General features: G+C 44.6%; 13 protein-coding genes. All 13 read left to right on the top strand.

Translation table 11 applies throughout. The features are described 5' to 3' along the window. Nucleotides 1-95 precede the first annotated feature (95 nt). Nucleotides 96-2,186, top strand: a complete 2,091-nt coding sequence (locus ACP158_RS12420) for a DEAD/DEAH box helicase family protein (protein WP_424946435.1) — start codon at nt 96-98, stop codon at nt 2,184-2,186. Further along, complete coding sequence (locus tag ACP158_RS12415; RefSeq protein WP_424946434.1) at nt 2,149-2,676, top strand: hypothetical protein; 528 nt, start codon at nt 2,149-2,151, stop codon at nt 2,674-2,676. The genes ACP158_RS12420 and ACP158_RS12415 overlap by 38 nt, the downstream gene beginning before the upstream one ends. Nucleotides 2,677-2,806: 130 nt before the next feature. Continuing rightward, a complete protein-coding gene (locus tag ACP158_RS12410; protein ID WP_424946433.1) occupies nt 2,807-3,508 on the top strand; it encodes a thermonuclease family protein in 702 nt (233 codons plus the stop codon). A 198-nt stretch (nt 3,509-3,706) separates the two neighbouring features. Next, nucleotides 3,707-5,434: an NAD(P)H-dependent oxidoreductase subunit E gene (locus tag ACP158_RS12405; protein ID WP_424946432.1), complete on the top strand. Its 1,728-nt coding sequence runs from the start codon at nt 3,707-3,709 to the stop codon at nt 5,432-5,434. Between the two features lie 29 nt (nt 5,435-5,463). Beyond that, nucleotides 5,464-6,348 carry a DNA-methyltransferase gene (locus tag ACP158_RS12400; protein WP_424948466.1) on the top strand — a complete coding sequence of 295 codons (885 nt, stop codon included), beginning with the start codon at nt 5,464-5,466 and terminating at the stop codon, nt 6,346-6,348. 2 nt (nt 6,349-6,350) lie between these two features. Continuing rightward, nucleotides 6,351-7,049 carry a restriction endonuclease gene (locus ACP158_RS12395; protein ID WP_424946431.1) on the top strand — a complete coding sequence of 233 codons (699 nt, stop codon included), beginning with the start codon at nt 6,351-6,353 and terminating at the stop codon, nt 7,047-7,049. A 23-nt stretch (nt 7,050-7,072) separates the two neighbouring features. After that, nucleotides 7,073-9,844, top strand: coding sequence for a formate dehydrogenase subunit alpha (gene fdhF, locus ACP158_RS12390; protein WP_424946430.1), 2,772 nt, complete (start codon nt 7,073-7,075; stop codon nt 9,842-9,844). 208 nt (nt 9,845-10,052) lie between these two features. Beyond that, nucleotides 10,053-11,018 (top strand): DUF4007 family protein, encoded by a 966-nt coding sequence (locus ACP158_RS12385; RefSeq protein WP_424946429.1) that lies wholly within the window; start codon nt 10,053-10,055, stop codon nt 11,016-11,018. Next, the gene (locus tag ACP158_RS12380) at nt 11,015-14,491 is read left to right on the top strand and encodes a hypothetical protein (protein ID WP_424946428.1); all 3,477 of its coding nucleotides are present in this window, start codon (nt 11,015-11,017) and stop codon (nt 14,489-14,491) included. Before ACP158_RS12385 ends, ACP158_RS12380 begins: the two co-directional genes overlap by 4 nt. Further along, the gene (locus ACP158_RS12375) at nt 14,484-15,350 is read left to right on the top strand and encodes a phosphoadenosine phosphosulfate reductase family protein (protein WP_424946427.1); all 867 of its coding nucleotides are present in this window, start codon (nt 14,484-14,486) and stop codon (nt 15,348-15,350) included. The genes ACP158_RS12380 and ACP158_RS12375 overlap by 8 nt, the downstream gene beginning before the upstream one ends. A gap of 40 nt (nt 15,351-15,390) precedes the next feature. Beyond that, a complete protein-coding gene (locus ACP158_RS12370) occupies nt 15,391-17,757 on the top strand; it encodes a DUF262 domain-containing HNH endonuclease family protein (protein WP_424946426.1) in 2,367 nt (788 codons plus the stop codon). A gap of 126 nt (nt 17,758-17,883) precedes the next feature. Continuing rightward, entirely contained in the window at nt 17,884-17,955 is a 72-nt protein-coding gene (locus ACP158_RS12365; protein WP_424948465.1) for an HNH endonuclease, read from the top strand. 12 nt (nt 17,956-17,967) lie between these two features. Further along, complete coding sequence (locus tag ACP158_RS12360; RefSeq protein WP_424946425.1) at nt 17,968-20,388, top strand: hypothetical protein; 2,421 nt, start codon at nt 17,968-17,970, stop codon at nt 20,386-20,388. Nucleotides 20,389-20,413 lie beyond the last annotated feature (25 nt).

Here is a 20,413-nt window from a genome sequence, read left to right as displayed (position 1 = left end):
TAAACGATAGCAGATTATCTCCAAGCGTGTTGGGGTAACGATGCACGAAAAAAGCGGCCGATGGCGGACAAAACAATACACCGAGTGGACGCATAATGGCGGATGAGTTTCTGTATGAAAGGCTCGATTCTGTTTCTGATATGGGTTTCTTGAAAAAGGAAATCCCGTCATATCTAAAAGATAACCTGAATCCAAAGTTTGAACTGCGCCCCTATCAGGTGGAATCATTCGCGCGCTTTTTTCGCTGCCTTGATGCTGATTTTCCAAGCAAGGAATGGCCCTTGCATTTTCTGTTCAATATGGCGACCGGCAGCGGCAAGACGCTGATTATGGCGGGACTGATTCTTTACCTGTATGAGAGGGGCTATCGGAATTTCCTGTTTTTTGTCAATTCCACCAACATCATCGAAAAAACAAGAGATAATTTTCTTAATCCATTGGCAAACAAGTTTCTTTTCAGAGAAAATATCCGCTTCGGCGCAAAACATGTGAATGTGACCCCGGTGGTCAACTTTGAGGGCATCAACGAGAACGACATCAACATCTGTTTTACCACCATTCAAAAACTGCATTCCGATTTGACAACCGAAAAGGAAAACGCCGTTACTTACGAAGATTTCAAGGACAACAAAATCGTGCTGCTGGCGGATGAGGCGCACCATATCAATGTCGGCACAAAATCTCAGCGAGACTTTGAAGAATTAAACTGGGAAGGAACGGTTCGGCGTATCTTTGAACAAAACGAAGACAACCTGCTGTTGGAATTTACCGCTACGTTGGATTACGCTCATCAGAACATTGTTAAAAAATATCGGAACAAAGTAATTTACCGTTACGATCTGCGGCAATTCCGCAATGACGGTTATTCCAAGGATGTTTATATCGTTCAAGCGGATTTCGAGGAAAAAGAGCGCATCATGCAGGCGCTGATTCTCAGCCAGTATAAACAAGAAGTGGCGGCAAAACACCACATCAACTTAAAGCCGGTCATATTGTTCAAGGCGCAAAAGACCATTGCACAGTCACAGCAAAACCAGGCTAACTTTCACCAACTGATTGAAAACCTGATCGAAGATGACGTGAAGCGGATACGCGATAAATCCGATATTCCGCTGGTGAAAAAAGCTTTTGAGTTTTTCGAGAGCAACGGCATCACTTCAACACAACTGGCGGAAAGACTGCGCAAGGAATTTGAAGAGAGCCGCTGCATTTCGGTGAACGAGGAAAAAGAGAAGGAGGTCCAGCAGATTCTGCTTAACACGCTGGAGGATAAAGACAACCGCATCCGGGCGGTCTTTGCAGTGCAAAAACTGAACGAAGGGTGGGATGTCCTTAACCTGTTTGACATTGTCCGCTGTTATACAACCCGTGACTCAAAGGCGGACAAGCCCGGTAAGACAACCACCGCCGAAGCCCAGCTTATCGGTCGCGGGGCGCGCTATTTTCCGTTTGTGACCAGCCAACAAAATGATCGTTTCCGGCGAAAATTTGACAATAACCTGGCGGATGAAATGCGGGTTCTGGAAGAACTGCACTATCACAGCATAAATGATTCCCGTTATATTGCAGAGCTTCGCACTGCTTTGATTGATGAAGGGATGATGGATGAACTGGAGGTCAGCAAATCGCTTCAACTAAAAGATTCTTTTAAGGAAACAGAATTTTACAAGGGCGGCCTAATCTATATCAATGAGCGAGTTACTAATAACTATGGATATGTCAGGTCGCTTGCGGATATGGGTGTCAGCAAGAAAAGCTATGCACACAAAATAGCGAGCGGCAGGGGAGCAATCGGTACATTGTTAGGCGATAATGAAAAGGTCGGCAAAGTCGCCGAAGCAGTGCAAAAGGATATGAAAATTACGGAAATTCCCAGACACATTGTTGGTAATGCCATTGCCCGGCAGCCGTTTTTTACTTTTCGTTCCATCAAGAAGTATTTTCCCCAGGTTGCATCGGTGCGGGAATTTGTGGAAGCGGATGATTATCTGGGTGGACTGGAAATTACGTTTTCAGGAGATTTGGCTGAACTTGATGTTTTATCCAATAAAGCGCAGCTTGATGCGATGATAGGACTACTTGGTCAGATTGAATTGGAAGTGCGTAAGCGTATGACAGAATACAGAGGCACGGAAGATTTCAAGCCGAATGCTGTTTATTCTATCTTTTCGGAAAAGGTTCTTTAAACTGGTTAAAGGCAGTGAAAGAGCCAACGGCGATGAGCAGTTTGTCTCTGATAAGGGCTGGTATGTTTTCAACGCAAATTACGGCACCAGCGAGGAAAAGGCATTTGTCAGAATGCTTGCTCGCCAGATGGACACGCTAAAGGAGAATTATGATGGAATATATCTTGTCCGCAATGAAAGGCATTTCAAGATTTTCAGTTTTTCCGACGGGCGGCCATTCGAGCCTGATTTTGTTCTGTTCCTGCGGGAGAAAAACGGGAATACGTTAACTTATCAGATATTTATTGAGCCTAAAGGCAAGCACCTGAAAAAACATGATAAATGGAAACAGGCGTTTCTTAAAAATATCACTAAAAAATTCAAGGGAAAGACATTGAAATTCAAGACTGAACGAGAGACGCAAAAATACAGGCTGATAGGCGTGCCATTCTATAACAATGAAGATGAAAACAGGTTCAAGGAAAGTTTATATGAAGTGTTAGAGAACTGATGCTTCATCGCAACCGGATTTTGCAACGTCACTCAAGCGATAAGGAACAGGCTTTTCTCGAACAGCCGGGGTCTTCGTTTTGAGCCGGGCGACTAGACAAGCAAAACCAGACTTTGCACTTAGGGCAATAATGAAAATCTCGTTTATTAGAACCGCTGTATTTATATCATTAGCCGCTTTTGCAGCATCCGTTGTATTTGCTCAGGAACGAACCGAATTTGCACCTCTTGAGCAGTTGGCGCTATCTGTCAATATCTCATCAGAGGATACTTCGCCTGATGATTCCTCAAGGCAGTCTCTGGTCAATTTTGTGTTGGCGGCGACCATAAAAAATATCGCTGACGGAGATAGCGTAACCTTGGAAGGCGCGCATAAGGCGCGTTTTAAGATACGGCTTTCCGATATGGATACGCCGGAAATTGAGCATACTGAGTTCACGCCTCGCGGATGCAAGTGTAAGACAATTCCTTTTCGACCCGGACAGCCTGGCGGGAAAGCCGCGACTGAGGCGCTGAAAAATCTTGTGAGCGTTGGCGATGCGGTTGTCGCCGAGTGTTATGAAATAGATTGGTACGGGCGCATGGTCTGCCACATATTCAAAGGCAGGACCAACATCAATCTCGAAATGATTAAGAATGGTTGGGGTTGGTTGCCGCGCGATGAACAGCTTAATGCAATCAGCGCATGGATTAGGGATCCTGCCAGTTACGATGCGGAGGCATTCGCAAAACAAAAAGCGCTCGGCGCTTGGGGGCTATCTGGACAGGCGTCGCCGCGGCAGTGGCGCACAGACTGCTGGAATGAGGGGAAGTGCGCGGGGGCCGAGCAGTAGGGCAACAATCATTATCCACAGAGTGGTTGTAAGGCGCCGCCAAATCGCCGGCCAAATCGCCGAACTGAACCCAGGCAGCCTGCGGCGGCGGCAATTCAGATGGATATTTAGTGCGGTATGCAGCGCCTGAAATTGAGTACAATAGTCGAAAGACAAAACAATACCTGAGGTCCTAATGGACTGGAGAATTCGATTGACATGAGCGTTGTTAAGCATGTTGTTAAACATGTCGCGATGAAGCGCGGCCACCCCGGTCGCGGCCGCAAGAAATCCCGCGCGCTTCCCAAAGGCCGTCAGGTTGACGCTGCTGCGCTGGTGCAGGTTCGCGCCTTGCTTGACCATCAGCTTGGTGAGCGGCCGGTGCAAAGGGATATGTTGATCGAGTACCTGCACCTGATTCAGGATCGGTACGGTTGCTTGTCGAGTGAACATCTGGCTGCGCTGGCCGACATCATGAAATTGTCCATGACCGAGGTGTATGAGGTCGCCACATTTTACGCGCACTTCGACATCGTTAAGGAGGGCGAGGCGAAACCGCCGGCCACGACTATTCGAGTATGCGACAGTATCGCCTGTCAACTGGCGGGGGCGGAGGAGTTGATTGCGCAGTTGAATGCGGCGAAGCCGGCGGACACGCGGGTTGTGCGTGCGCCGTGTATGGGGCGGTGCGAGACTGCGCCGGTTGCCGAGGTCGGGCATTTTCATGCTTGTCATGCGACCAAAGAAAGCGTGCTTGAGGCGGTGAGCAGTGGAAACACGCACGCGCAGATTCCGAAGTTCATTGACTTTGTGGCATACAAAAAAGATGGCGGCTACCAGTTGCTGGCCGATTGCGTGAAAGGAAAACACACCGCCGAAAAAATTATTTCAACGCTGGATGATTCCGCATTGCGCGGACTCGGCGGCGCCGGATTTCCGGCCGGTCGCAAGTGGCGCATCGTGCGCGATTATGACGCGCCGCGCTTGATGGCGGTGAATGCCGACGAAGGCGAGCCCGGCACTTTCAAGGATCGTCATTATTTGGAAACCGACCCGCATCGTTTCATTGAAGGAATGTTGATCGCGGCGTGGGCGGTGGGCACGGAAAAATGTTATGTCTATGTGCGAGACGAATATCCGGCGGTGCGCGCGATTTTGCACGCCGAGTTGGAAAAAGTTCGCGCCGCGGGTTTGGCAAAACACACCGAGTTGATTATCCGCCGTGGCGCCGGCGCGTATATTTGCGGCGAGGAATCGGCGATGATCGAATCCATCGAAGGCAAACGCGGACTGCCGCGCAACCGCCCGCCATTTGTCGCCGAAGTTGGTTTGTTTGGTCGCCCGACTCTGGAACACAATGTGGAAACATTGCACTGGGTGCGCGACATCGTCGAGAAAGGCGCGGACTGGTTCGCTGATGCCGGACGCAACGGACGCAAAGGTTGGCGAAGTTTTTCGGTGTCCGGACGAGTCAAAAATCCCGGCGTCAAACTCGCCCCGGCCGGCATTAGTGCCAACCAATTGATCGAAGAGTATTGCGGCGGCATGAGCGATGGTCACGCGTTCAAAGCCTATCTCCCCGGCGGCGCATCCGGCGGAATCCTGCCGGCATCATTGGCCGACATCCCGCTCGATTTCGACACCTTGCAAGAACACGGTTGCTTCATCGGCTCCGCCGCCATCGTGATTTTCAGCGACCACGACAACATGAAAGAGGTCGCGTTGAACTTGATGCGATTTTTTGAAGATGAAAGTTGCGGACAATGCACGCCGTGCCGGGTCGGCACCGAAAAAGCGGTCAAGATTATGACCAAACCCAAATGGGACATTGGTTTGCTCGCCGAACTCAGCACGGTCATGGCCGATGCGTCCATTTGCGGTTTGGGACAAGCCGCCGGCAATCCGATAAACTGTGTTTTGAAATATTTTCCGGAGGATTTGGAGTGAATTCAAAGCCATCAAAAAGAAGTTTTGCCATGCGTGGCGGAAAAAAGATCTATGAAGGTTTTAACGCCGAACGCAAAGTTAAAAACCGTAAAATCAAAGAGCGAAAGCGTTTGGGTTATGAGGCGTTTGCGAAAGAATTTCCGCGCGAGAATAACGAACTGCCAGAGCAATATACCAATAAAATACTCCGCGGCAACAGCGAACAACTGTTGCAGAAATTGCCCGACAACTGCATTGATATTGTAGTCACTTCCCCGCCGTATAACTTTGGACTGGATTACAGCGGGCATGTCGATACCGATACATGGCATGCCTATTTCGACAAACTTTTCGAGGTGTTTGATGAATGTATTCGGGTGGTAAAGCACGGTGGACGAATCGTTGTTAATGTGTCACCATTGTTCTCGGATTACATTCCAACCCATCACATTATCAGCAAGTTTTTCATTGACAAAGGGCTGATTTGGAAAGGCGAAATTTTATGGGAAAAGAACAACTACAATTGCAAATACACCGCATGGGGAAGTTGGAGCAGCCCGGCCAGCCCGTATCTTAAATACACATGGGAATTTTTGGAGGTTTTTTGCAAAGGCGACTTAAAAAAATGTGGCTCCAAAGAAAACAACGATATCAGCGATGATGAGTTTAAAAGTTGGGTGAATGCGAAATGGTCAATTGCCCCCGAACATAAAATGAAACAATATAGACACCCAGCGATGTTTCCTGAGCAACTTGTGATGCGGGCATTAAAGTTGTTTAGTTTTCGCGGTGATGTGGTGCTCGATCCGTTTAACGGTGCTGGCACGACCACATTAGTCGCCCATAAATTTGGCAGGAAATATCTCGGCATAGATTGCTCGAACGAATACTGCAAAACTGCCGAACAACGAATCGCAGAAAACTTGGGTACATGAAAATGACAATTTCAGAACAATTGAAACAAATCATCAGTGATTACGATGCAGTTATAAAAGTTATTGATAAAGATGCACGGGAAAGCGAAGATCGTGCATACGGTGGATTCGTCCGCATGGCGAAGGGACGGTTGCAAGAGCACATCAGCGAAAACATTGCGCGTATTGCGTGGCAAAACATCGGCGGTAATCCTGATAATTTGGAGATTAACTCCAAGAAAGTTTCTATACCGATGAAACCATCGTACCTCAATCGAATAAAAGATGATGAAGTGGTAAATCACATCAAGAAAAATATAGTTAACTATGTTTATAAACTTTCGGTTGATAAGCATATTTATGTCAATAAAAAATTTGTGATTGGCATAGAGTGCAAAGCGTTTGCCGAGAATGCAATGATTAAGCGCATCTTGATAGATTTCGATTTACTGCAGACCCAATACCCGAATTTATCTTGTTATTTATTTCAGTTAGAAAGCCAACTCGGCGGGGATTATAGCGAATTGACAAAACCAATCTACGGAAGCTATTCGACGCGAACTTTGCAATCATATTTTTCATGCGAATTAAACATCATCACACTATTGCAAGGTGAAAGGAACATTAATCGTCCAATACACAAAAACTTCAAATCATTAAGGTTGGAACAGCTATCGGATGCAATGGAAATTCTGGCGGAAGACATGAAACGTTTTCACTAAAAAATTTAACGAGATAATTAACAGTGAATAATACGATCACTTTCACCCTCGACGGCAAGCCGGTTGAAGCCTGCGCCGGTGAGTCCATCTGGCAGGTGGCGCAGCGTAGCGGCGTGGAGATTCCACATTTATGTTACGCGCCGCAGCCGGATTATCGCGCCGATGGTAACTGTCGCGTGTGCATGGTGGAGATTGAGGGCGAACGCGTGTTGGCGGCGTCTTGCTTGCGTCAGCCGAGCGAGGGCATGGTGGTTTCCACGACCAGCACACGTGCGAAAAAATCCCGCGACACGGTGATGGAATTGTTGCTGACCGATCAGCCAACCCGCGAAGTTGCGCACGAACACGACTCGCGCCTGTGGCAATGGGCCGATGCGATGGCGGTGCACGGCAGTCGGTTTGAAGCACGCGCCGCGCCCGACATTCCGGCCGCGGACACCAGTCATCCGGCCATGCATGTCGCGTTGGATGCATGCATTCAATGCAACCTGTGCGTGCGCGCTTGCCGCGAGGTGCAGGTTAATGATGTGATTGGCATGGCTTTTCGCGGACACAATTCGAAGATTGTTTTTGATATGGATGATGCCATGGGCGCGAGCACTTGCGTGGCTTGCGGCGAATGTGTTCAGGTTTGCCCGACCGGTGCGTTGATGGAAGCCACTTTGGTGGATGAAAATGGCGTAGGGAAGTTTGATTCACTGGCTGACCCACTGACTGAGACTGACAGTGTTTGTCCCTATTGTGGCGTGGGTTGTCAAATAACCTATCAGGTTGCGGACAATGAAATTATTGCGGTTCAGGGCAAGCACGGGCCGGCCAACCGCAATCGGCTATGCGTTAAAGGTCGTTTCGGTTTTGACTATGTGAAACATCCTCATCGGTTGACCAAACCGCTTATCCGTGTGGATAAAAACAACAAGGTCGGGGATATCGACCTCGATCCCTCCAATCCTTTGTCGCATTTTCGGGAAGCGAGTTGGGATGAAGCGTTGGATTTTGCCGCTGGCGGATTGAAAAAAATCCGTGATGGACATGACAACGGCGGCAATGCTTTGGCGGGTTTTGGTTCGGCGAAATGCACCAATGAAGAAGCCTATATTTTTCAAAAACTGGTACGCACTGGTTTTGGCACCAATAATGTCGATCACTGCACCCGGCTTTGTCATGCGTCATCGGTCGCCGCGCTATTGGAAGGCGTCGGTTCGGGCGCGGTATCGGCGCCCTTTAATACAGTAGAAGATGCGGATTGTGTGCTTGTGATTGGTGCCAATCCGGTAGGCAATCACCCGGTAGCGGCGACCTTTTTCAAGCAGGCGGCGAAACACGGCACATTGATCGTAATGGACCCCCGAGGCACCGCTTTAAAACGACACGCGACCCATATGTTGCAGTTTAATCCCGGCACCGATGTGGCACTGCTCAATGGAATTCTCCACACCATCATCGAAGAAAATCTATACGATCAACATTATGTCGAGCAACATACCGAAGGATTTGAAAACCTAAAGAAACATATCGCAGATTTTTCTCCAGAGAAGATGCAATCGATTTGCGGAATCGATGCAGAAACTTTGCGCCTGATCGCACGCACTTTTTCAAAAGCCAAAGCTGCGATTATTTTCTGGGGCATGGGAATTTCTCAGCATGTTCACGGCACCGACAATGCGCGCTGCCTGATCGCGCTTTCCTTGATCACCGGCCAGATCGGTCGGCCCGGCACCGGGCTGCATCCATTGCGCGGCCAAAATAATGTGCAGGGAGCTTCGGATGCGGGCTTGATTCCGATGATGTTGCCGGATTATCAGTTAGTTGAGGTGGATAATCTGCGCGCGCGCTTCGAGGATGCCTGGGGTGCGAAACTGGCGCCTCAGGCCGGATTAACCGTGGTAGAGATTATGGATGCCATTCACGATGACAAAATATCGGGCATGTACATCATGGGGGAGAACCCGGCGATGTCGGATCCCGATGTGCAACACGCCAGGGATGCATTGGCGAAACTGGATCATCTGGTGGTGCAGGATTTGTTTTTAACCGAAACTGCGTTTTATGCGGATGTTGTCCTGCCCGCATCCGCATGGCCGGAAAAAGATGGCACGGTGACCAATACCAACCGCCAGGTGCAGATGGGTCGAAGCGCGTTAGAACTCCCCGGAGATACCCGCCAGGATTGGTGGATTACTCAGGAAATCGCAAAACGTCTTGATCTGGATTGGAACTATTCCCATCCACGGGATATTTTTACAGAAATGACCGGAGTGATGCCGTCATTGAATAACATTAGCTGGGATCGCCTGGCAGCGGAAAGCGCGGTCACCTACCCGTGCGATGCAGCGGATAAACCGGGCAATGATATTGTATTTGAAAATGGTTTTCCTACGGCCAACCAACGCGGAAAGCTTATTGCGGTGAATCTGGTTTCGCCTGACGAATTGCCGGACGATGAATATCCAATGATCCTGTCCACCGGACGGCAACTGGAACACTGGCACACCGGCTCCATGACCCGCCGCACCAAAGTGTTGGATCAGATTGAACCCGAAGCGATAGCCACAATTTCCCCTCAGGCGCTGCGTGATTTGAAGGTTGCACCGGGCGCAAAAATCAGAGTTTCGACACGCCGGGGTGTCATCGAATTAATTGCCAGAGCGGATACCGCTGTGCCCGACAACATGATTTTTATTCCATTCTGCTATGCCGAAGCGGCCGCCAATACACTGACCAATCCGGCTTTGGACCCAGTCGGAAAAATCCCCGAGTTCAAGTTTTGCGCGGCACGGGTGGAGGCGGCGTGATTTTCATCGCGATTTCTTCGTATGAGGGAATATATAATTTTTTCATCAGGGCGCGTTTTGCTCATTGATTAAATCCGCAGATTCTCGTAGATGTTTATTTTTTGGGCGGTTCTTCTGGGTCGGAGTGTGTGTTTTGTAGTCTATTAAGGTGTTAATATGTCACTGAAGGTGCTAAAAATGGATACAGACGATAGTGAACGAGTTATCATTGACACCGATTATATTAGATGACAATGTACAAAAGGGAGTGCTAATGAAGTTTAATGCAGAAAGCATGGCTTTCGGGCGGCATGAGACCTTTGCGCTCCGTTATGGCTGGCTTTCTAAAGGTTTTCAGGCGGTTGTAAAAAACTCTAAAATCTTCAAATCCGAGGATGCCACGGTTGTGCTGGGTGTCGGCAAGAATATGGTGGCGGCAATCAAATATTGGCTTAGGGCCTGCCAGATGATTGACTCTGACACTGGCAAGCCAACAGATTTGGGCGAGCATCTCTTGAGCAAGAGAGGATTTGACCCCTATTTGGAAGATGAGGCAACCATTTGGTTGCTACATTGGTTATTAGCGACAAATGCCGAGTTGGCTACGTCATGGTTTTGGTTTTTTAATCGTTACCACAAGCCCGAATTTACCGGTCAGCAACTGACCACGGCTTTGATTGATTATGTGAATGACCGAGTACACAACAGAAAAAAACCATCCCCCAGTACCTTAAAGAATGACGCACTATTGCTCCCCAAAATGTACAGCCGGTCAAAAAGTAATACGCGCACACCTATAGAAGATGCCCTTGACTCACCTTTTGCACTGTTAAAACTGGTATCTCAATCGGCGAGTGGCCGCAGTTACCAATCTATTCCTCAAGCACGTTCACAGTTGCCTTTAGGCATTTTTGGGTTTGCAGTTTGCCAAATGTTTGCAGCTAAAGGTGTCGTTGCGTTGCCGATTGAAGATTTAATGTACAGCCGCGATGAATTCCCCGCGCCAGGTTCGGTATTTCGTCTAACGGAAAATGGATTAGTCGCAAAATTGGAACGATTGGTAGATTATATCCCTGGTATTTTTGAGATAAGAGATACGGCGGGACAGCATCAATTGTATCGGTCAGAAAAAGTAGAACCTTTCACGTTCATTGCGCAGCACTATGCAACAACCAAAAAGAGAAAAGCGGCATGAGTATGCTGGGAAAAGTGCGGATAAAAACGCATTATACCCGCTCGGTCAATCTGGAGAGAGATGCGGATTCCATAGAGGTTATTCGGGCCTATATTCCCACCACCCGAGCACTTAAATTATTTGATCAGATTAGTAATGGCTTCACTAACAAACAAGCACCAAGAGCATGGTCAATAGTGGGTCCTTATGGCGCGGGTAAATCTGCCAGTCAAAATTTTTCATCGCAATTACTGTCGTCTCCTGATGTAGTGGCCACAAAAGCGGCTTATAAAGTTCTTAAATCAGCATCACCGGATTTGTCTAAAGTTTTTACTAAAGAAACAAAAGGCACAAAGGGATATCTCAAAGTATTGATTACTGGTTCTCCACAAGCAATGGGGAAGTGTATTTTGCAGGGATTATTACAGGTTTCGGAACAGTACTGGACGACGATAAAAGGTAAAAATCCAAAAATTATCAAACTGCTTTCAGATGCGCGTGGAAGTGAATCCGTGACTAGTACTGCTCTCATTGACCTAGTGAATCAATTACAGACTGCGTTACTAAAAACCGGCTGTAAAGGCATTGTCCTTGTTATAGATGAGTTGGGCAAATTTTTGGAATACGAGGCGCGTCATTATGGCGCTAATGATATTTACCTTCTGCAAGCATTGGCAGAGCAGGCGTGTGCAAAGAGCGATCGCAAACTTTTTCTGTTTGTTCTGTTACATCAATCCTTTGAGCAATATGCGAAAGGGCTGGGTGAGAGCCTAAAAAATGAATGGTCAAAAGTTCAGGGCAGATTTGAAGAAGTCCCATTTCTGGAATCAGCAGAGCAAGTGCTGAGGGTAGTTGGTGCTGCTTTTGAATATCATTTTTCAACAGAAGAAAAATCTAAACTCAGAAAACAAACATCAGAGATCGTTAAAATGCTGATAAAGCAAGAGGCTGTGCCTGGTGTTTTGAATGAAAAGTCTGCTACAGACTTACTATGCAATTCCTATCCGTTGCACCCGGTGAGCGCGATATTGTTGCCGATGCTTTGCCAAAAAGTAGCGCAAAACGAGAGAACACTATTTAGTTATTTAGGTAGCCATGAGGAGTATGGTTTGCAAGATATGCTGTCGCGTCTTGATTCCATAGATTCGTGGGTTTATCCACATCATATATACGACTATTTTATTACTAATCAACCGGCAGTTCTCGGTGACTATACAACCCATAGACGTTGGGCTGAAGTAGTTATATCACTGGGGCGATTAGGTGATGCTCCCGAAGAGCAAATATGTTTGCTTAAAACGATAGGTATTCTAAATATCATCGGCATTAAAGGTGGTTTGAAGCCTTCTAAAGCGATATTGAAAACATGTGTGCAAACTGGCATCAATGTGTCTAGTGTTATCAAAGCACTCGTAGATAAATCAGTAATTACATATCGTCGGTTTAGTGGCGAATATCGTGTTTGGCAGGGCAGTGATTTCGACTTAGAGAATGCCGTTGAAGAAGAACTGAATAACCTCGGTGAATTCCCATTGGCAACGGTGCTCAATGAGCAGAAGGCTCTAATGTCTGTTGTTGCTAGACGCTACACAATCGAGAGTGGTGCTTTACGTTACTTCGTTCCTGAATTTGTTGACGCACAAACTTTTAAGAAAACACCAAATCAGGTGGATGCCCCTAGAATAATTTTCTTCTTGGCATCTGCACAGGACGATGAGAGAATATTTAACGAGCAGGTTACGAATAATTATTCCAATTTGGATCTAGTCGGTTTGTGCTTGAATGGTGTGCAGTTGCGGGAAGCGACAGCCGAGGTGTTAGCGCTTCGGATGGTGCAAATTACAAAACAGGAGCTTAATAGTGATCCGGTTGCAAAACGGGAATTTGAAGACCGGTTGACTGCGGCGGAGCAATCAGAAAGCGCAATACTTCAAAGTTTACTAGATAACCCGGAAGAAACTGTTTGGTTTAATCGCGGGAAGCAACTTGCCGTTACTCGTAAACGCAACTTCCAAGAAAATTTATCTTCGATATTGAAAAAAGCGTATAGTAAAGCACCAGTGCTACATAATGAATTAATTAACCGAGACAGGCCATCAGTTCAAGCCACAGCCGCCAGGAACAAACTCCTTTCAGCGATGCTTAATCACCAAGATAAAGTTGACCTAGGGATAGAAAAATTCCCCCCTGAGAAGGCTATCTATCGTTCAATTCTGCGTGCAACGGGTGTTCACAATACGGACACAATGCGGTTTGTTGTGCCTCCAGAGAATTCGACTTTATTTTCTGTTTGGCAACGAATTGATGAATTCCTGGATAGCACGGAAGATGAAGCAAAATCCCTGACCAGCTTAAATCAGCTACTAATGGCTCCACCCTACGGAGTAAAGGCAGGTATCTTGCCAATAATATACATCGCCGTGTATATAGTTTATCAGCATGAACTTGCCTTATACGAAGAACGCCGCTACCGACCATTCTTTACCGAGGAGATGATAGAACGTTTTGTGAAACGGCCTGACGAGTTCACTTTTCAGCGATTTAGAATTTCCGGCTTGAGGGCGTCGATATATCAAGAGTATTCCAAAGTTGTTGCATCGGGTAATCAACTGACTATCGTTCAACTAGCGCGTCCCTTAGCAAAATGGATAGGTGGATTAGAACCATATACGCAAAAAACAAAAAGTGTTGAAATTAGCGATAGAGCAAAGCGAATCAGAGATGCGTTTAACCTTGCCAAATCCCCGGAGAATCTACTGTTTGAGGGTATCCCTGAAGCGTTAGGTTACGAGCAGGAATTGAAAAAGAAACAACCCAATCTGGAAGGCTTTGCGAGTGCCCTAAATGAGTCCTTGCAAGAACTAAAATCTGCTTACCCCAATATGATTAAGCAGCAAATCAAGATGTTGTTGCAAGCATTTCACATGGATAAAAATGGATCTCTTGCGGATTTACGGCGTAAATCCAGTCGTTACGAGGGATTAGAGCAGTACACCGTGGATGTTGATGGCTTAAAGGCGTTCATCAAACGCTTGACCAAACCTGATGGAGACAATGATAATTGGCTGGAAAATATCTTGATGTTTTTAGGGCAAAAGCCGTCGGCAAAGTGGACCGATACAGACCACGGCGAAGCCGATGTGAAACTTAGCTATTTCGCCGAGAGAATCCTAGACTTGGAAACTTTACGGTTACACTATGATAAAAGAGCTATAAAGACTGGCGGCGATTTTGACGTTATCTTTCTTAAATCGCTTAAAAAAGGAGGGAAACTAGTTGATGAAGCTGTCGTTATAGAACATTCCCACCATATTGCCATACAGGATGTAAAAGAAAAGCTAAAGCAAGTGTTGTGTGAGCATAAGAATAGTGAGTTACAGTTAGCGGTACTAGCCGAGTTAGTAAATGAGTTCTTAACTGATAGAGTTGCGTCGTCTTCTAGTAGGAGAAAGAAGGCAACTCCCGCAAAGATAAGACAGGTTAAACATGGCTAAAAAGACAACTATGCAGACCGTTCAAGGCGATACTCAATCTCGTCATGTTTTAGGTTTATCTGGCGGTAAAGACAGTGCGGCCCTGGCAATTTATATCAAGAGTCGTTATCCCGATATACACCAGAGGGTGGAATACTTTTTCTCTGATACGGGTGCCGAGCTTAAGGAGGTGTATGATTTTCTTGATAAACTGGAAGCATATTTAGGCAAAGAGATAGCGAGGCTTAGTAGCGGAAAACCTTTTGAACACTGGTTGAAAGTCCAAAATCAGTACCTGCCATCAGCTAAACAGCGATGGTGTACTCGGGTGATGAAAATCAAGCCCTTTGAGGAATTTATTGGCGATGACCCGGTAATTACTTATATTGGCATAAGAGCCGATGAAAACCGAGAAGGGTACATAAGTCACAAAGCAACCATTAAGGCGGTATTTCCCTTTATTTATGACGGCTTGGTGCGTGATGATATATTTAATATTTTGGAAGACTCCGTAGGTATTCCCGAATATTATAAATGGCGTTCGCGGTCGGGTTGCTATTTTTGTTTCTTCCAGCGTCAAGATGAATGGCTTGGCCTGAAAAGAAATCACCCTGAATTATTTGAAAAAGCTAAGGCGTTTGAGCAGCAAGTTCGCAAGAAATATGACTGGAAGGATGGAGAGGTTGATGCCGGTGGTCATGGGTATACTTGGTCATCGCAGGGAACAGTGGATGAGTTAGTGGCTAAAGCTGAAAAGAGAGAGAAAGAGAGGGGGATTGTCGCTAGTACAGAGACTTTGCCGGAGCGTTGGCAAGATATACTTCGTGTGGCCGAAGATGATGATCCTGAAGATCAGGCGTGTTTGATTTGTAGTTTGTAAATACTGATTCTGAAACAGAAAAAATCAAGGGACATAGTCAATGACAGATATATTCAAAGCAGAGGTATCAAGTTTTTATGAAACTATGAAATGCCATAATGATTCGGCTGGTTATAGAATTCCTAGTTACCAAAGAGACTATGACTGGGGACACGAACACATAAACCGCCTTATAGCTGACTGTTTAGATGGGTTTTATCGTTTATCAGAGAGTAAAGATAATAAAAATAATAACAATAGCGATGAATCATTTACCTTTCTTGGGACCCTTATTTTAGTTGTAGAAAAGGAAAAGGATGTAGAATCCACTTTTGATGCAGTATCTTTATCAGTAGTGGATGGGCAACAAAGGCTAACAACTCTCGTGCTTATTGCCTGCGCTCTGATTGAAAATGTTTCCATTAAATTAGATGAAATATTGCCCGAGGTTAATGATCCAAAGTTTATTGACGAAATCGGAATTTGGATAAAGAAAGAGACGGACTACCAGTTAAATCACCTGCATGAATGTGCTATAGGTCAACTATCTGGACGTGACGGAGTACATCCTTATCCAAGGATTGTGCGAGAGGAGCAGAAAGACAAGCGTGGGCGAGGGGGTGATTCAGATTACCATTCCGCTATCGCAAAATTCTTAAAAGGTGTTTCTAAATACTATCGAGCTTCTAGCTCTAATGGAGAAGGGGGCCACAAATTTCCCCAGCCTGATGAAAAATTGTCCGAAGCATTGTCCAAAAACTACAAGTACATTCAAGAAAAAATAGAAAAATTATCTGCTTCATCGGAAGATAGTGACACAGAGGATGGGACGGAATTCCGGTACGTCAAAGCAAAGAAATTTGCAGAAGTTGGTGTAAAGGAGTTGTTTGGGAAAACGAATACTTTTAGTAGCGAAAGGGTTAAGGGAAAAGCATTATCATTTGTATCTACAAATAATCAAATTGAACCTCTTGTTCGCCTACTACTATTTGCATCTTATTTAACAAGATACGTCGTGCTTACTCGAGTTGAAACGAAGAATGATAATGTTGCATTGGATATTTTTGATTCTCTGAATACGACAGGAGAGCCACTGACTGCTATTCAAACATTAAAACCTCTAACCATAAAGTTTGATAGAGGGGGCTTTAATGATACTAGACCTGAATATAATCCCGATGCGTACGATCAAATCATGGAACATGTACATTCAGAAGACCCCGTAAAGCGACAAAATGAGTCAAAGGAGCTTGTCGTATTATTTGCTCTCTATATTGAAGGCGAGAAGATCTCTAAATCTCTGAGTGTCCAGAGAATTTATCTTAGAAATAGCTATCTAAAAATTCCTAAGCAAGCAAAAAACCCTTTTATAGAATCTCTAGCTGAAGTAGCAACCTTCAGGCATCATTGCTGGGATAAAGAAGGCATTGACAAGAACAAAGCACAGTTCTCTCCGACAAACAGAGATGAAATTCAGTTATGTCTAAGATTCATTGCGGACATGAAAACTAGTCTAGCTATCCCTATTTTATGCCGATACTGGTCCCAATCTAAGCAGGCAAAAGAGGAAGATAACTTTTTAAAGGCATTGAAGGCACTGACTGCATTTATTGTTATTCGGAGGGCTGCCACAGGCGGAACAGCGGGTATTGATAGCGTATTGCGTTCACTGATGGAGAAGACACCAGCAGAATTAGAATTAGAATTTGAAGGCGACCCTTTATCAACAGGACTTGAGGGGGAAAACACTTTATGGAGTGTAGAGAATCTTAAGGTAGCGTTGCGTGGTCAACTCAAAAAGAAAGTTCCCGGTGTATCCAGCAAACAAGACTGGATTAATGAAGTTCGCAAAACCCAGTTGGCAGCTCAATCTCAACCTCTTGCAAGATTCATGTTGCTTGCCGCCGCAGATGGTGCAGCTGCCGACCCGATATCTGGAGGATTGTGGACACGGAAGAATATCCGCCAAGCCGAAGAAAATGAATACCTGAACTACAAAAAATGGACAGATAAAAATCTTTCCACTTTGGAACATGTGGCACCGGTAGCAAACCCTGGTGAGGACAAATGGAATAGTGCCATTTACGAAAATCAATATACCAAACATACCTTAGGCAATCTGCTCCTGCTGCCCAGGAAGGAAAATGCGAGTATTGGAAACGAAGGGTGGAAGAAAAAGAGATTTTTTTACATGGCATTGACCGAAAAAACAAAAGATGGATTAAAAAATATATTCATGGAAGCAGATAAAAAAGGATCCAAATTCAGAAAGCAAGTAGAGGAAATGTTACAAGGTGGAGAAAGGCTACAATTTTTAGACCCTATGCGCGATGTTGATGACTGGAACGAAGAGTTGATAAGGAAACGAACAGAGAACATTGCTGATTTGGCATGGGATACTATAGAAGACTGGCTATGGAAGCACTAATACACAAAGTCCGCTACATAAGACATAGCACCGAAGATAGGCTAGCTATTCCCTACCCCTCTTGACGGTTAGCGGTAATACTAAGATGATTGCCTTCATTCCCTCTGGTGCTCCGCTTTTGCGGGGATGAGGAGTAGAGAGATAGACAACGGTCAAACATTATGCGCCGTATGCAATACGAAAAAAGGCAACAAATAAAAGAATTCGGAAATGGATACTAAAAAATTATTTTGGGATCTTTACCTAGCAGCAACCGAGAGTGATGTCGATTGCATCATCTCTAATCAAAAAGTAATGTCTTCTCAAGAAAACTGGAGACCCTACGGCGATCTTGAAAATAACTTTGGGGTAGTTGAAAACCAGCAAGCACATCCCATTGCTGCGTTGATTGAAAAAATAACAAATTCAATTGATGCCACACTGATGAGGCGATGTTATGAAGAGGATATTGATCCCAGATCAAGTGCCGCTCCTAAATCAATTAATGAAGCCGTTGAGAAATTTTTCCCGAACAATAAGAACTGGGACATATCCCAACATCAGTATAAGCAAGCAGAAGATATACAGATTATTGCCCATGGTCCTAGAAAAGAAACTTCTTTAGTTATTTATGATAATGGGGAAGGTCAACATCCTGATGATTTCAGCGACACGTTACTTTCTTTACTGAGAGGCAACAAAAACGATATTCCTTTCGTACAAGGGAAATATAATATGGGCGGCTCTGGAGCAATTGTATTTTGTGGGAGCAAACGATACCAACTCATTGCTTCAAAACGTTTCGATGGTGGACCTTTTGGCTTCACCATTGTTAGGAAGCATCCATTAACTAAATCAGAAGTAGATAAGTATAAAAACACCTGGTACGAATATTTTTCGATTGAAAATCAAGTTCCTAGATTTGACATACAAGAAATTGATTTGGGACTTAGAGGAAGACAGTTCACAACAGGAACATTATTGAAACTTTACTCATATCAACTTCCACCTGGTTCAAGATCAGTTATTTCCCGAGATTTAAATCAAAGCATTAATGAATATCTATTTGAACCAGCACTGCCTATCTTTACGATTGATAACAATGAACGCTACCCGCGTGATATAAATCCAGAAAGATCATTGTATGGATTGAAGAGGCGATTAGAAAAAGATGAATATGATAGTAAATATATTTACAAGCATTTTTCAGAAGAAGTGTCTGATTGGGGAGGTTTTAAAATTACATGTTATGTCTTTAAGTTCAAGACGGATAATAAAGGAAGCAAAGAAACCCGGGGAACTATACGTAGAGAGTTCTTCAAAAATAACATGTCTGTTTTGTTTTCTGTGAACGGGCAAGTTCATGGGCATTATACCAATGAGTTTATTTCAAGATCACTCAAATTCAACTTACTAAAAGAATATTTATTAATTCATGTTGATTGTTCAAAATTGGATCCAAGTTTCCGAAACGAACTTTTTATGGCATCTCGGGACAGAATGAAAGACGGAGAAGAATCATCAGAATTGCGTAAGAAGTTAGCAGACATACTAAAAAGGAGTCAGTTAAAGGAAATATACAACGAATTCAGATCAAAGATTACTAGCGGTGATGGTGATCAAAATAAAATTCTTAAAGATTTGGGAAAAAACTTACCCCTTAATCCTGACTTAACAAAATTGCTACAGCAGACTTTAAACTTAGACGATATAAAAAAATCTAAAAACAAAAAGAATGATACATCAAAGAAACGGTCATCAAAAAAAGAACAGTCTTCTTTTGATGGAAAGCGATACCCCTCTAGTTTTAGCATCAACGCAAAGCAAAAAAATGGCGAACTCCCTGTAATTCAAATTCCTAAGGGCACTGAAAGCACTATCAAATTCAATACGGATGTTGAAGATGACTATTTTGATCGGATAGAGGAACCAGGGGAACTAAAGATAGCACTTTTAGATTATAGCAATAGCCAAAATGGAGGAAACAGAAAACCTCAACCTACAGACATAAGTGAATTATTGTCTGTAGCAAAGTCAAGCCCAAATAATGGCACTATCAGACTACACATCAAATCAAGCGAAGAAGTAGAGGTGGGCAATTCAATAAAGATTCAAGCAACGCTGACAAGTCCTGTTGATGATGATCGGACGCAAATATTCTGGGTTAAAGTTATGGATACTCAAAATCAAACCAAGAAGCCCCGAAAAGATCAAACGAAAAATATTGGATTACCAACACTTCATAAAGTTATAGAATCTAAATCACAAGATGAACCTGATAGTAAAACTTGGGAACAAATGGATGAATCTGGAATGGCATTTAATGCCGACACAGTCGTACAGCTGCTCGTAGGAGGGGATAAATTGGAAGCTGTTTATATCAATATGGATAGCAATGCGTTAAAGAAATTTATCGCTAAACAAGGTAACGAAGAGCGAATCAATTTTGCACGAAACCGTTATTTATCATCAGTTTACTTTCATACTTTATTTTTGTACGTGATCAGCAAGAACAAAAAATATACGATTGAAAAAGAAGGAGGAAACGGGATTGAACTGCAGGATTATGTGGCAGATGTTTTTGAAAATTATTATGCTGAATTTTTGCTTAATTTTGAAACATCCCAATTATTGGAGGCTCTTTCTGATTAGGTCGTTGAATATCTTTTGAAATTGC

This window comes from Candidatus Spongiihabitans sp. (genome assembly GCF_965247905.1).
GTDB lineage: Bacteria > Pseudomonadota > Gammaproteobacteria > Arenicellales > Poriferihabitantaceae > Spongiihabitans.
The sequence above is the reverse complement of the archived record's forward strand: the minus strand, read 5'-3'. Positions and strand labels throughout refer to the sequence as shown.